12 protein-coding genes and 1 pseudogene are annotated in these 14,213 nt (G+C 73.1%); 4 read left to right on the top strand and 9 right to left on the bottom strand.

The features are described from left to right. The first annotated feature begins 56 nt into the window (after positions 1-56). The gene (locus F0L17_RS04950; RefSeq protein WP_155070117.1) at positions 57-2,063 is read left to right on the top strand and encodes a beta-galactosidase; all 2,007 of its coding nucleotides are present in this window, start codon (positions 57-59) and stop codon (positions 2,061-2,063) included. Between the two features lie 231 nt (positions 2,064-2,294). Then, positions 2,295-3,338: pseudogene (locus F0L17_RS04945) on the top strand (glycoside hydrolase family 53 protein); the annotation flags it as partial. A 180-nt stretch (positions 3,339-3,518) separates the two neighbouring features. Here F0L17_RS04945 and thpD read toward each other — a convergent pair. The 6 genes from thpD to F0L17_RS04915 all read right to left on the bottom strand — a co-directional run bounded on the left by thpD (position 3,519) and on the right by F0L17_RS04915 (position 8,878). Further along, a complete protein-coding gene (thpD, locus tag F0L17_RS04940; protein WP_155070115.1) occupies positions 3,519-4,418 on the bottom strand; it encodes an ectoine hydroxylase in 900 nt (299 codons plus the stop codon). Positions 4,419-4,560: 142 nt separating this feature from the next. Further along, positions 4,561-4,965 carry an ectoine synthase gene (locus tag F0L17_RS04935; protein WP_162465810.1) on the bottom strand — a complete coding sequence of 135 codons (405 nt, stop codon included), beginning with the start codon at positions 4,963-4,965 and terminating at the stop codon, positions 4,561-4,563. 133 nt (positions 4,966-5,098) lie between these two features. Next, positions 5,099-6,367 (bottom strand): diaminobutyrate--2-oxoglutarate transaminase, encoded by a 1,269-nt coding sequence (gene ectB, locus F0L17_RS04930; RefSeq protein WP_162465809.1) that lies wholly within the window; start codon positions 6,365-6,367, stop codon positions 5,099-5,101. A gap of 86 nt (positions 6,368-6,453) precedes the next feature. Next, entirely contained in the window at positions 6,454-7,005 is a 552-nt protein-coding gene (gene ectA, locus F0L17_RS04925; protein ID WP_155070113.1) for a diaminobutyrate acetyltransferase, read from the bottom strand. Between the two features lie 284 nt (positions 7,006-7,289). Continuing rightward, entirely contained in the window at positions 7,290-8,306 is a 1,017-nt protein-coding gene (locus F0L17_RS04920) for a hypothetical protein (protein WP_155070112.1), read from the bottom strand. Beyond that, the gene (locus tag F0L17_RS04915) at positions 8,285-8,878 is read right to left on the bottom strand and encodes a SigE family RNA polymerase sigma factor (RefSeq protein WP_162465808.1); all 594 of its coding nucleotides are present in this window, start codon (positions 8,876-8,878) and stop codon (positions 8,285-8,287) included. The genes F0L17_RS04920 and F0L17_RS04915 overlap by 22 nt, the downstream gene beginning before the upstream one ends. A gap of 95 nt (positions 8,879-8,973) precedes the next feature. On the opposite strand from F0L17_RS04915, the gene F0L17_RS04910 reads away from it, so the two are divergent. Together F0L17_RS04910 and F0L17_RS04905 are read left to right on the top strand one after the other, a co-directional pair. Then, on the top strand, positions 8,974-10,074 hold the full coding sequence (locus tag F0L17_RS04910) for an amidohydrolase family protein (protein ID WP_155070110.1): 1,101 nt from the start codon (positions 8,974-8,976) through the stop codon (positions 10,072-10,074). Between the two features lie 212 nt (positions 10,075-10,286). Further along, positions 10,287-11,426, top strand: coding sequence for an SCO1860 family LAETG-anchored protein (locus F0L17_RS04905; protein WP_338017952.1), 1,140 nt, complete (start codon positions 10,287-10,289; stop codon positions 11,424-11,426). A gap of 62 nt (positions 11,427-11,488) precedes the next feature. Here F0L17_RS04905 and cobC read toward each other — a convergent pair whose 3' ends face one another. Genes cobC through F0L17_RS04890 form a run of 3 tightly spaced genes read right to left on the bottom strand, consistent with a single transcriptional unit; the run spans position 11,489 to position 14,206 of the window. Beyond that, the gene (gene cobC, locus F0L17_RS04900; RefSeq protein ID WP_155070109.1) at positions 11,489-12,628 is read right to left on the bottom strand and encodes an Rv2231c family histidinol phosphate aminotransferase CobC; all 1,140 of its coding nucleotides are present in this window, start codon (positions 12,626-12,628) and stop codon (positions 11,489-11,491) included. Beyond that, complete coding sequence (locus F0L17_RS04895; protein ID WP_162465807.1) at positions 12,618-13,562, bottom strand: CbiX/SirB N-terminal domain-containing protein; 945 nt, start codon at positions 13,560-13,562, stop codon at positions 12,618-12,620. Before F0L17_RS04895 ends, cobC begins: the two co-directional genes overlap by 11 nt. Beyond that, entirely contained in the window at positions 13,559-14,206 is a 648-nt protein-coding gene (locus F0L17_RS04890; RefSeq protein ID WP_162465806.1) for a precorrin-8X methylmutase, read from the bottom strand. Before F0L17_RS04890 ends, F0L17_RS04895 begins: the two co-directional genes overlap by 4 nt. Positions 14,207-14,213 lie beyond the last annotated feature (7 nt).

The raw sequence follows: 14,213 nt of genomic DNA, 5'->3' as shown, positions 1-14,213 counted from the left end.
TCGGTTTCCAGCCATACCGGGGCCCGGAGGGCCCCTGTCCCGACCCAGGAGGTCGTATGACGCGCCTCGCCTACGGCGGCGACTACAACCCCGAGCAGTGGCCCGAGGAGGTCTGGCACGAGGACGTCGCGCTGATGCGCGAAGCCGGGGTGACCATGGTCAGCGTCGGGATCTTCTCCTGGGCGATGATCGAACCCCGCGAGGGCGAGTACGACTTCGACCGGCTGGACCGGATCGTCGAACTGCTCCACGAGGCCGGCATCGGTGTCGACCTGGCCACCCCCACCGTGGTGCCGCCCGCCTGGTTCTACCGCGCCCACCCCGAGGCACTGCCCGTCAGCCGGGAGGGAGTGCGCTGGGAGATCGGCTCGCGCGGCGCGATCTGCCACAACTCGCCCGCCTACCGGGAGGCGGCCGCCCGGATCACCCGCGCGCTGGGCGAACGCTACGGCAGGCACCCGGCGGTGGTGATGTGGCATGTCCACAACGAGTACGGCGTCCCCGTCCTGGAGTGCTACTGCGAGACCTCCGCCGCCGCCTTCCGCACCTGGCTGCGGGAGCGCTACACCACCCTGGAGGCGCTCAACGAGGCCTGGGGGACGACCTTCTGGGGGCAGGTCTACCACGACTGGGAGGAGATCCGGCCGCCCCGGGCCACCCCCACCGTCTGCAACCCCGCCCAGCGCCTGGACTACGCGCGCTTCGCCGACGACAGCGCCCTGGCCAACTTCCGCCGCGAGCGCGACCTGCTGCACGAACTGTCGCCGGGCGTACCGGTGACCACCAACTTCATGGTCTCGCCCGCCCAGTGCGACACCATCGACTACTGGGCCTGGGGGCGCGAGGTCGACATCGTCACCAACGACCACTACCTGACGGCCGAGGACGACCGCAACCACGTCAACCTCTCGATGACCGCCGATCTGACCCGCTCGGTCGCCGGCGGCGGCCCGTGGCTGCTGCTGGAGCACTCCACCAGCGGCGTCAACTGGCAGCGGCGCGGCATCGCCAAGCGCCCCGGGGAGATGGCCCGCAACTCGCTGGCCCACATCGCCCGCGGCTCGGAGGGGGCGATGTTCTTCCAGTGGCGGGCCTCCCGCTTCGGCGCGGAGAAGTTCCACTCGGCGATGGTCCCGCACGCCGGCACCGACAGCCGCGTCTGGCGCGAGGTGGTCGAGCTGGGCACCCGGGTCGGCGCGTTGGAGGAGGTCCGCGGCACTCGTACCGTCACGGACGTCGGGGTGGTGTGGGACTGGCAGTCGTGGCGGGCGCAGCGCCTGGAGTGGCGGCCCAGCGACGACCTCGACGCCCGTGAACGCCTGGAGGCCTGGTACGCCGCGCTCTTCGACCGCCATCTGACCGCCGACTTCCTCCCGCCCGACGCCGCCGCCCCGCGCCTGGCGACCCACCCGCTGGTCGTGGTGCCCGCCCTGTACCTGGCCACGAAGGAGACGGGAGAGAGACTGCGCGCCTACGTCGAGGACGGCGGCACCCTGGTCGTCTCCTGCTTCTCCGGCATCGTCGACGAGTACGACGCCGTCCACCCCGGCCCGCACCCGGGCGCGCTGCGGGACGTCCTGGGGGTGACGGTGGAGGAGTTCCAGCCGCTGCGGGCCGGACGGACGGTGACGATCGCCGGCGCGGACGGCCCTTCGCTGGAGGCGGAGGTGTGGGCCGAGACGGTGGTGCCGCGCGGCGCCGAGACGGTGTGGTCCTACCTCGACGGGCCCGCCGCCGGCGGTCCGGCCGTCACCCGCCACCGGCTGGGGCGGGGCACCGCCTGGTACGTCTCGGCGCGGCTGGCCCCGGCGGGGCTGGCCGCCGTGCTGGACGCGGCCTGCGACGACGCGGGACTGGCGCCGCGCGACGACCTTCCGCGCGACGTCGAGGTGGTGCGCCGCTCGGGGGAGGGCGGCACCTACCTGTTCGCCCTCAACCACACCGATGCCGAGGTCAAGGTGCCGCTGGAGGGCGACGGTGCGGAGCTGCCCGGCGAGGAGCGGGTCTCCGGGCGCCTGGTGGTGCCCGCGGGCGGGGTCCGCGTGGTCCGCCTCCGGGACTGAGCCGCCCGGGCGACGGCCGGGCGGACGCCCCGCCCGCTCGGAACGCACCGAGCGGGCGGAGGGACGGGGGCACCGCGGGGCGTCGGAACGTCAAGCGACCGGAACGACGGAACGACCGGAACGACCGAAACAAGCGGAAGAAAGGGTCACGACATGCGCAGACGCACCGCCCTGCGACTGGGGGCGGCCGCCCTGGCCGCACCCGCCCTGGCCACCGCCGTGCCCGGCACGGCCGCCGCCGCGCGGCGGCTCCGCGTCCGCGGGGCCGACCTGTCCTCCCTGGCCAAGAGCGAGGACCTCGGCGGCACCTACCACCGGGCCGACGGCAGACGGGACGATCCCGTCCGCATCCTGGCGGGAGCCGGGGTCAACTGGGGACGGCTGAAGGTCTGGGTGGACCCGGCCGACGGCTACCACACCACACCGCACGTCCTGCGCACCGCCCGGCGGATGCACGAGCGGGGCATGCGGATCCTGGTCGACTTCCACTACTCCGACACCTGGGCCGACCCGGGCAAGCAGTACAAGCCCGCCGCCTGGGAGGAACTCCACGGAGCGGCCCTGGAGCAGGCCGTGAGGGAGCACACCGCCGACGTCCTGGGCGCGCTGCGCGCCCAGGGGACCCCGGCCGCCATGGTCCAGATCGGCAACGAGATCAACGGCGGCATGCTCTGGCCCGACGGCTCCACCGACGACTGGCCCCGCCTCGCCGCCCTGCTCACCGCGGGCGCGGAGGCCGCGCGTGCCGCCTCGCCGGGCATCCGGGTCGCCCTCCACCTGGCCGAGGGCGGTCGCAACGCCGAGACCCGCTGGTGGTTCGACAACGCGGTGGCGCACGGCGTCCCCTTCGACGTCATCGCCCTGTCCTTCTACGGCTACTGGCACGGCACGCTCGCCGACCTCCAGGCCAACCTGGACGACGTCTCCGCCCGCTACCGCAGGGACGTCGTCGTCGCCGAGACCGCCTACCCCTTCCGGCTGGACAGCGAGGACTTCCTGGAGAACATCGTCGACCTGCCCTCCGAGCTCGTTCCCGGCTACCCCGCGACCCCCGCCGGACAGGCGGCCTGGCTGCGGGACATCACGGCGGTCGTGGCCGCCGTCCCCCACGGGCGCGGCCTGGGGCTGTTCTACTGGGAGCCCACCTGGACCGCGGTGCCCGGCAACGGTTGGGACCCGGCCGATCCGGCCTCGGGCAACGGCTGGGAGAACCAGGCGCTCTTCGACTACGACGGCCGCGCCCTGCCGGCCCTGGAGGTACTGGGCCGCGGCTGACCGACCCGCGCCCGGGGCGGCCGGGGAGGCCGCCCCGGGAGAGCGCGCCGGGAGGACGGAGGAAGGGGCGGGACCGCCGTGCGGTCCCGCCCCTTCCCCGGCTTTCCTTCCGGTTCCCCGCCGTCCGAGCGGCGGCTCACCCGCGGCGCGGGCGGTCTTCGCCCGCGCCGCGGGTCCGTGTCACCTCACCGGGGTGAAGTCCCGGGCGCCGATGAACTCAGGGCGCCGCACGGGCGCGGCGAACGGCTCCACCGCGGTGTTCTCCACACTGTTGAAGACGATGAAGACGTTGCTCCGCGGGTACGGGGTGATGTTGTCCCCGGAGCCGTGCATGCAGTTGCAGTCGAACCAGGTCGCGGAGCCGGGCTTGCCGGTGAACAGCCGGATGCCGTACTCGCTCGCCAGCTGCGTCAGCGCCTCGTCCGAGGGGGTGCCGGCGTCCTGCATCTGCAGCGACTTCTTGTAGTTGTCCTTCGGGGTGGCCCCCGCGCAGCCGAGGAACGTCTTGTGCGATCCCGGCATGATCATCAGACCACCGTTGGTCGCGTAGTTCTCGGTCAGCGCGATCGACACGGACACCGTCCGCATGTTCGGCAGGCCGTCCTCGGCGTGCCAGGTCTCGAAGTCGGAGTGCCAGTAGAACCCCGAGGCTCCGAAGCCCGGCTTGACGTTGATCCGGCTCTGGTGGACGTAGACGTCGGAGCCGAGGATCTGCCGCGCGCGGCCCACCACGCGCGGGTCCCGCACCAGGTCCGCGAAGACCTGGCTGATCTTGTGTACCTCGAAGACGGACCGGATCTCCTGCGACTTGGGCTCGACGATCGAGCGCTCGTCCGCGCGGATCAACGGGTCCGAGATCAGCCGCTCCAGCTCTCCGGCGTAGACCTCCACCTCCTCGGGGGTGATGAGCTGGTCGATCGCCAGGAAGCCGTCCCGCTCGTAAGCCTGGAGGTCGGCGGCCTCGATCGGCCCCGGCGCTCCGGGCTCGGACCACACCACCGGGTCCTGACGCGGGGTGATCACCTCGGTGGTGCCACGCGTCGGGTAAAGGTCGGTGGTGCGCTCGGGTGCGGTGGTCATGGTGTTGCCTTCCTCTCCTCTCGTACGGCCCTGATGATTACTGTGACCTGCGTCGCGGGTCACTTCGCGGGGCCCTGTGGCAGCGGCCCCGCGAAAGCGGTGCCCGCGTGAGGGTCGGGTCGGGCTCACCCTGTGCGGGGTGTCAGGCCTCGTCGGGTTCGGTGAGCAGCGGGTAGACACCGTTCTCGTCGTGGTCCTCCCGGCCGGTGACCGGCGGGTTGAAGACGCAGACGCAACGGAAATCCGTCTTGGGACGAAGTGTGTGCTTCTCGTGGCCGTCCAGCAAGTACATGGTGCCGGGAGTGATCCAGTGCTTCTCACCGGTCTCGTCGTTGGTGAGCTCGGCCTCGCCCTCCACGCACAGGACGGCCTCCACGTGGTTGGCGTACCACATCGAGGTCTCCGTACCGGCGTACAGGACGGTCTCGTGGAGCGAGAAGCCCACCCGCTCCTTCGCCAGGATCAGGCGCTTGCTGCGCCAGGTGCCGGACGCCGACCGTACGTCGCGGTCGGTGCCCTCGATTTCCTGCAGGGATCGCACGATCACGGTGTTTTTGGTGCCTTTCCGTCGGTGGCCCATCCCCGGAGGACCGGGGATGGGCCATTCGGGTGGTGCGGACGGCTCCCGGGGGGTCCACGGCGTCCGCGTACGGGCACCGTGGATCCCAGGGGGGCCGTCTTTACGCGGTCTCGCGGACCGCGCGGGCCAGGACGCGCAGGCCCTGGTCCAGTTCCTCGGGCGAGATGGTCAGCGCGGGCAGCAGCTTGACGACCTCGCTCTCGGGACCGGAGGTCTCGATGAGCAGGCCGAGCTCGAAGGCGCGGGAGGCGACGGCGCCTGCGCGGGCCTTGTCGTGGAACTCCAGGCCCCACACCAGGCCGCGGCCGCGGACGTCGGCCACCTCCTGGGGGTGCTCGGCGGCGATGGCGCGCAGGGCGGACTCGACCTGCTCGCCGCGGGCGAGGGTCTGCTTCTCCATCTGCCCGTCGGTCCAGTAGGTGCCCAGCGCGGCGGCGGCGGTGACGAAGGCGGGGTTGTTGCCGCGGAAGGTGCCGTTGTGCTCGCCCGGCTCCCACACGTCCAGCTCGGGACGGAACAGCGTCAGGGCCATGGGCAGGCCGTAGCCGCTGATCGACTTGGAGACGGTGATGATGTCCGGGGTGATGCCGGCCTCCTCGAAGGAGAAGAAGGCCCCCGTGCGGCCGCAGCCCATCTGGATGTCGTCGACGATGAGCAGCATGTCCTGCCGCTCGCACAGCTCGGCCAGGGCGCGCAGCCACTCGGCGCGGGCGACGTTGATGCCGCCCTCGCCCTGCACGGTCTCCACGATCACCGCGGCCGGCCGGTTCAGGCCGGAGCCGGAGTCCTGCAGCAGCCGCTCGAACCACAGGAAGTCCTCGACCTTGCCGTCGAGGTAGTTGTCGAACGGCATCGGGGTGCCGTGCACCAGCGGCACGCCGGCGCCGGCGCGCTTGAAGGCGTTGCCGGTCACCGCCAGCGAGCCCAGCGACATGCCGTGGAAGGCGTTGGTGAAGGAGACGATCGCCTCCCGTCCCTTGACCTTGCGGGCCAGCTTCAGGGCGGCCTCGACGGCGTTGGTGCCGGTGGGGCCGGGGAACATCACCTTGTGGTCCAGCCCGCGCGGGGCCAGGATCGTCTCCTGGAAGGTCTCCAGGAAGGCCCGTTTGGCCGTGGTGGACATGTCCAGGCCGTGGGTGACGCCGTCGCGCTCCAGGTAGTCCAGCAGCGCGCGTTTGAGGACCGGGTTGTTGTGGCCGTAGTTCAACGAGCCGGCCCCGGCGAAGAAGTCGAGGTAGGCGTGGCCGTCCTCGTCGTACATGTGGCTGCCCTGGGCCCGGTCGAAGACGGTGGGCCAGCCACGGCAGTAGCTGCGCACCTCCGATTCCAGGCTCTGGAAGATGCTCAGGTCCGGCTGGGTGATGGTCACAGCGATCTCCTGGGAGATGTGGTTGCGGGAGTGAGAAGTCCGGGTGCGTGCGTTCGTGTCGTCGGGCGCGCGGCGACGCGGCGGGGTCAGTCGCCGGTCGGGGCGGTCGCGCCCGCGGAGGCGGTGGGGGAGGCGGAGGCCAGGGCGGGAACCGGTCCGATGCGGTACAGCACCTCGGGCTCGTGGCCCTCCTCCGGGAACAGCGCGTCGTCGAAGAGGACCTCGCGCCGTACCGGCGCGCCGTGGCGCTCCGCGTAGGAGGTGAACAGTCGGTTGGAGGCGGTGTTGTCAGGGGTGATCGTCGTCTCTATCCCGTCGATGCCCAGCTCCTCGGCGACCCGGGTGGTCAGTCCGTCGAGCATCGCCGCGGCGAGACCCCGTCCGCGCTGCCCGTGGTCGACGGCGACCTGCCAGACGACCAGGGTCCGGGGGCGCTGCGGGCGGACGTAGCCGGTGACGAATCCGACCGGCTCGCCGTCGCCGTCACGCGCCACCGCGGAGGTGGCGGCGAAGTCCCGGCACCACAGGAGGTAGCTGTAGGAGGAGTTCAGGTCGAGCGTCCGGGAGTCGCGCGCGATCCGCCAGATCGCTGCGCCGTCCTCCACGCGAGGTGCGTCGAGCTTCAGTCCCTCCGGCATTCCAACGGTCTTGTGATGGGCACGTTCTCGGTCGGCTTGTGCGGCGGTCATGCAAATCCAATTTACCCAGGCCGAAGTTAAAACACATCGAGCAGAGGGGTTACGGGCAAGCGTGCGTTGTGATATCACGCGTGGGTGCGCCCGCGCACGGTACCGACCATGTGGTGTCCGTTTCGTCCGGTTTTTTCCGGTCAAAACGACGCCGGTGTTGAGTCTGTCACAGATCCATAACGAGGATGGAACGTGTCCGAAATACGCGGTTCGCCGATATCGAATCTTTGTGTTTAAGGTTTCCGAGAGTGGGCATGAGAAGATGGGATTCTATTCGGAATAAATGCCCGGGAATTCATCTTCGATTCACGGAAGATACCTCGGCGATACCCGATCGTGAGATTCGACGCGGTGGTTCGGCGAAAGTCGCCGCGGACCGACACCGGGCCCGCCGGTCCGTCCCCGGAAGCGGCGTACGTGTCCCCGGCGGTGTCCCGCCGCCCCTCGGCGTGGTGGTACTGACCGGCGAACCGGTGCTCGCCCGCGGGCACCGTGCGCCCCTCCCGCAGCACCCAGCGGTACACCAGCGCGCCGCCCTCCGAGCCCACCGTCACCTCGAAGTCGTCGGCCGGCAGCGTGCACCAGTGGCCGGTGGGGTGCACCCCGCCGGTCCGTGCCACGCGCAACTCGACGGAGAGGGACGTCATCGGCTCGGTGGCGCGCAGGACGACGTCGCTCTGTGCCCAGAAGGCGTTGCCGCCGGGGCCGGGCACCCCGGCGGAGTCCAGGTAGCCGTCCCCGGCGCCGGACGGGGCGGCCGTGCCGCCGGCGGGGAACGACGGGCCCCCGGAGGGCGGTCGCGCGCCGCCGTTCCGAGGCGACGGGCCGTCCGGTAAGGAGGAACCGTCGGGGGAGGGCACGGACGGCGCGGTGGACGACGCCGGCGGACCGGCCGATTCCGTCGCGGACGACCCCCGGGAGGGAGGGGAGGGGGAGACCCCCGGACCGGCGCCGTCCGGCGCGGGCCCGGCGGCGGGTCGGGCCACCCACGGCACCCCGCCGCCCCCGACCCAGCCGGTCACCAGGGCGGCGGCGACGAGCACGGCCACCAGGCCGCCCGCCGCCCAGGCCGCACCGAACCGGGCCCGGAGCGGTCCGGACCCTCCGGCCCCGTCCGGCGCGGGCCCGGTGCCCCCCGACTCCGTCCCGGCGCGGGCGGCGTGCACCCGGGCCCACATCCGGGCCCGGTCCGGCCGGTGCTCCGCGGCGGCCGTCCTGAGCCGTGCGGTCACGTCGACGCGGTCGGCCACCAACTGCTCCGTCCTGCGGGTTCGGTACGCAACGCCCGCACGGCCCGGTACGTGTGGTGTTCGTACGCGTGTCGGGCGGACCGGCGATCCGGCGCCAACAGCCGCTCCAACTCGGCGATGCCGCGCGAGGTCTGGCTCTTCACGGTACCGACCGAGACGCCCAGGGCGCGGGCGGTCTCCTTCTCCGACAGGTCGAAGGCGTGCCGCAGCACCACGCACGCGCGCTTCCGCAGCGGCAGCCGCGCCAGCGCGTCCCGCACGTCCAGCACGGCGGGTACGTCCGGGTCGTCGATGCGATCGGGCCGGTGCGACCAGAACAGGGCGATCCTGCGCCGCTCGCGCATCAGGCTGCGGGTCCGGGTGCGCGCCATGCCGGCCACCACGCCGCGCGCGTGCGCGAGCGGGTCGCCGGTCGCGCGGACCCGGTCCCACCGCCGCCACACCGCGACCAGCGCGTCGGCGGCGAGGTCGTCCGCGCCCTCGGAGTCCCCCAGCAGGAGGTAGGCGAGGCGGGACAGGTCGGCGTAGTACCGGTCGAAGAAGGCGTGGAACTCTTCGGTGGGGGCGTCCACGCGGCCTCCTTGGGGCTCGATGGATGCAGTGCTGTTCGGTACCACGACCCCCAGTGGCTGCGTGAGCCTAGCAGGAGCCTCGTACAGTGCGGGATATGAGCGAGCGCGGGAACTTCCACATCAGGGGCCGGATCCTGACCGGACCGGACCGCGAGGCGGACGTCCGGGACGAGATGTGGGTCGTGGACGGCCGGATCACCTTCGAACGCCCCGCCGGGGCGCGGGAGATCACCACGGTCGAGGGCTGGGTGCTGCCCGGCCTGGTCGACGCCCACTGCCACGTCGGACTCGACGCCCACGGCGCCGTCGACGAGGCCACCAGCGAGAAACAGGCGCTCACCGACCGCGACGCCGGGACGCTGCTGATCCGGGACGCCGGCTCCGCGGCCGACACCCGCTGGATCGACGACCGGGAGGACCTGCCCCGCATCATCCGCGCCGGCCGCCACATCGCCCGCACCCGGCGCTACATCCGCAACTACGCCCACGAGATCGAGCCCGAGGACCTGGTGGCGTACGTGCGGCGCGAGGCTCGACGGGGCGACGGCTGGGTCAAGCTCGTCGGCGACTGGATAGACCGCGAGAGGGGCGACCTGGCCGCCTGCTGGCCGCGTGACGCCGTGGAGGCCGCCATCGCCGCCGCCCACGAGGAGGGCGCGCGGGTCACCGCCCACTGTTTCGCCGAGGACTCGCTGCGGGACCTGGTGGAGGCCGGGATCGACTGCGTCGAGCACGCCACCGGACTGACCGAGGAGACCATCCCGCTCTTCGTCGAGCACGGCGTCGCCATCGTCCCCACGCTGGTCAACATCGCCACCTTCCCCGACCTCGCCGCGGGCGGCGAGAAGAAGTTCCCGCGCTGGGCCGACCACATGCGGCGGCTGCACGAGCGCCGCCACGACACCGTGCGCGCGGCGTACGACGCGGGCATCCCGGTCTTCGTCGGCACGGACGCGGGCGGCTCCCTGGCACACGGGTTGGTGGCCGACGAGGTCGCCGAGCTGGTGACCGCGGGCATCCCGCCGGTGGCCGCCCTGGCGGCGACCACCTGGGCGGCCCGTGCCTGGCTGGGGCGGCCGGGGCTGGAGGAGGGCGCCGAAGCGGACCTGGTGGTGTACGAGGCGGACCCGCGCGCCGACGTACGGGTGCTGGCGGCGCCGCGCCGGGTGATGCTCAGGGGCCGCATGGTGCGATGAGATGCGTGAACGTCCCGTGGGAACTCGGTGTGTTACCCGTGATGCGCTGATAGAAAACCATGACCGGTGTGACTCTTTCGAGTGAACTTACTCTGGGTATCCACTCCCTGGCGGTAGGTGAGTCAACAATGGCATGGTCTCGGTCACCGGTGTGGGCGATGTCCCCTTTATTGGCCCCCGGTGACGCCATGCAATTCGTGGGGGTTTCACCTGTGAACACATCTGTCCTCGGCCTGCTCGCCGCCGCGACCCTGGTGGGCGTGGCGGCCGCGCCCGCGCACGCCGCCGGCGACGAGGGAGCGGCGAACGCGGCCGTACTCCGGGCGGGACTGGAGGTCTCACTGCTCAAGGGCGGGGTCACCACGCCGTTGAACGCCGAACTCAACGCGGTCCGAGCGCCCGGCGATGCGAAGAAGACGGCGCTGACGGTCACGCTGGACGGCGCGCACGGCGACGAGCCGATCAGGATGCTGCGTGCCGACGTCGCGGAAGCGAAGGCCACGGTCACGGCGGGGAGGACCGAGGGCCGCTCCCGTCTGGTGAAGGCCGAGGTCCGCGTCCCCGGCCTGCTCGGACCCCTTCTCGGGGCCGATCTGGTCACGTCCCGGGCCGTGTGCGAGGCCGGCGCCGAGCCGGTCGCCGAATCGAAGATCCCGGGCACGGTGACGGTGTTGGGCAAGAAGGTCGCGGTCGAGGCCGGCGGTACCACCACGGTGCGGGTGGCCGGCGTCGGCACGGTCGAGCTGAGGCTCGCCGAGACCACGGTCGCCTCCGACACGGCCGCCGCCACCGCGCTCGCGCTGGACATCGCACTGGACCCGGCCGACCTGGGCGTGGCCGAGGTGGAGGGACGGGTCTCGCTGGTGGAGGCCTCCTGCCGGACGCCCGGCGAGGGAGGCGGCACCGGTGGCGGTTCCTCCGACGGTGGGGCCACCGAGGGCGGTGCCACGAGCGGTGGTTCCACCGGTGGCGGTTCCTCCGACGGTGGGGCCACCGAGGGCGGTGCCGCGAGTGGCGGTTCCACCGGTGGCGGTTCCTCCGACGGTGGGGCCACCGAGGGCGGTGCCACGAGCGGCGGGGCCACCGAGGGCGCTGCCACGGGCGGCACCACCTCCGGTGGTTCCCCGGGCGGCGACACCGACTCGGCCGGCACCTCCGGCGGGGCCAACGAGCCGGAGCCGCAGACCGGCTCGGACGACTCCTCCGACACGGAGCCCACCGGCAACCTCGCCGAGACGGGCGGCAGCTCGGCCACCCCGTACATCGCGGGCGGTGCCCTGGCGCTGGTCGCCGCGGGCGGTGCGCTGACGCTCGCCCGGCGGCGCCGCGCCGCCGGGGCGACCGACGCCTGACGTCCGCGCCCGACGTCGGCGGACGAGGGGCGGCGGGGCCCGGACCCCGCCGCCCCTCGCGTTCAGCGGACGCCGAGCCGGGCCAGGGCCCGCACCAGGCGGTCCGTCGTCGCCCGATCCCGTACGGCCATCCGCAACCACCGACCGTCCAGGCCGGGGAAGGTGTCGCCGCGCCGCACCGCGATGCCCTCCGCGCGCAGCCGCTCCCGCAGGACGGCCCCGTCGGGGTGTCGGACCAGCACGAAGGACGCCCGCGGATCCGGTGTCGCCCGGCGCAGCGTGCCGAACTCCGCCAACCGGCCCGTCAGGTACGCGCGGTCCGCGGCCGTCTGCCGCGCCGCCCGCTCGGCCTCGGCCAGCGCGGCCGGGGCGCAGCACGCCTCGGCCGCGACGAGCGCGGGGGAGGAGACCGGCCACAGCGGCTGGTGACGCTCCAACCGGGCGACGGTGACCGGGTCGGAGAGCACGTAGCCGACGCGCAGCCCCGCCAGTCCCCAGGTCTTGGTCAGGCTGCGCAACACCACGGTGGTGCCGGGCAGTTCGGTGACCCGCGCGGCCAACGACTCGCGCTCGCCCGGCACCGCGTCCACGAACGCCTCGTCCACGACCAGTGTCCGGCCCGGTCGGGCCAGTGCCCGCAGGACGGGGGCGGGATGCAGCACGGACGTGGGGTTCGTCGGGTTGCCGACGACCACCGCGCGGGCTCCCTCGGGGACGAGACCGGGATCGAGCCGGAAGCCGTCCCGCTCGGACAGGACGACGCGTCGCACCTCGTGGCCCGCGTCGCGCAGCGCGGCCTCCGGCTCGGTGAACTGCGGATGCACCACGACCGGACGTTCGGCGTCGTCGGCCGCGACGGGCAGGGCACGGGCGAGCAGCACGAAGGCCTCCGCCGCGCCCGCGGTGAGCAGCACGCACTCCTCGGGCAACCCGTGCCGGGCCGCCACCGCGCGCCGCGCGGCCCGACCGTCGGGGTAGGCGGCCAACGAGCCCAGCGAGGTGGCGATCCGCTCCCTCAACCACGCGGGGGGCGTACCGGCGCGGACGTTGACGGCGAGGTCCACCAGGTCCGCGCCCGCGTCCCGCAGCTCCGCGTCACCGTGGTGGCGCAGGTCGTGCCGGAGCTCGGGCGATCGCCGCCGGGCACCGGCGTCGGGCGGAACCGGAACCGCCTTGGCGCGCTCCGCCGACTCAGTGCGCATGGGCGTGGCCGCCGTGATGGTGATGGTGGTGGCCGTCGTCGTCCGGGTGGTGGTGCGGCTGCTGCGGCATGCCGACCTTGTCCTCGAAGCCGGGCAGCGCGACGCGGTAGACGCACGTGTCGCAGTTCATCCGCAGGTCGCCCCGGACGGCCTCCTCGTACCGCTCCCACACCAGCTCCGCCAACTCGTCGGTGGGGCCCATGACGTCGGCGCAGCGGACCTCGGTCTCCGGATGGGCCTTCGCCCAGCCCTCGGCCTGCTGCCGCACCCGCTCCGGCAGGATCCCGGTGAACAGGAAGTACGGCAGCACCACGATCCGGTCGGCGCCCAACCGCCGGCAGCGCTCCAGACCGGCGGGGACGTCGGGCGCGGCGAGCGAGACGAACGCCGTCTCCACGCCCGCGTAGCCGCGTCCCTCCCACAGCAGACGGGCGGCCTTGTGTACCTCGGCGTTGGCGTCGGGGTCGGTGGAGCCGCGGCCCACCAACAGCACCGTCGTGCGGGCGCGGTCGCCCGGGAAGCTTCCCGTTCCGCCCGGCGTCCCGAGGTCGCGGCCGGGGTCGGCCAGTGCCTCGTCCACCCGGCGCTCCAGCACCTCCAGCAGGGACGGGTGCGGTCCGAGCGGACGACCGTAGGCGTAGGAGGTGCCCGGGTGGCGGAGCTTCTCACGGGCCAGCGCGGCGGGAATGTCGCCCTTGGCGTGCCCGGCCGAGACCAGCATCAGCGGAACGGCGGCGAAGCGCCGCACGCCCCGGCCCGTGAGGTCGGAGACGGCGTCCGCGAGCGGCGGCGGAGACAGCTCGATGAACCCTCCCGCGACGGGGAGGTCGGGCCGCCGCCGGCCGAGGTCGCGCACGAAGGAACGGAACGCCTCGGCGCCGGCGTCGTCACGGGTGCCATGGCCGACGAGGAGCAGGGCGGGCGGGGTGGTCACGAGATCTCCTTGGTGGTGACGGAGGGCCGCGCCGCGGTCGGCGGCGGGACGTCCGAGGGCGTGTACAGAAGGGCGTTGAGGGCGGCGGCGGCCACCGCGCTGCCGCCCTTCTCCGAGACGTTGCTGATGGCCGGCAGACCGCTGGCCCGCAGCGCCTCCTTGCTCTCGGCCGCACCGACGAAACCGACGGGCAGGCCGATGACCAGGGCGGGATCGACGCCCAGGTCGAGCAGTTCGAACAGGGCGGTGGGCGCACAGCCGACCACCCACACCGCGCCGGGACCGACCTCCTGGTGGGCCAGCCGGACCGCGTGCGCCGAGCGGGTCAGTCCGGGGCCGCCCGAGGCGTCGGACAGCCGGCACACCGTCCTGCGGCGGGTGATCCCGGCGGCGACCATTTCGACGTCGACCACGACCGGCGCGCCGGCGTGCAGGGCGGTGTGCGCGGCGCGCAGCGCGCCCTCGTCGGTGACCAGGTCGTCGGCGTAGGCCGGATCGGCGCTGGAGTGGACCACCCGCTCCACCACGGCCCGGGTCAGCGGGGGCAGATGCGAGGTGTCCAGTCGGGAACGCAGGATGCGGTACGACTCCTCCTCGATGGGGTGGACGGTGCGGGACGACGGCGGCGGCGTCGGCGACGTCACGGTGCCT

This window comes from Streptomyces taklimakanensis (assembly GCF_009709575.1).
GTDB lineage: Bacteria > Actinomycetota > Actinomycetes > Streptomycetales > Streptomycetaceae > Streptomyces > Streptomyces taklimakanensis.
This window is presented reverse-complemented; position numbering and strand designations above follow the sequence as displayed.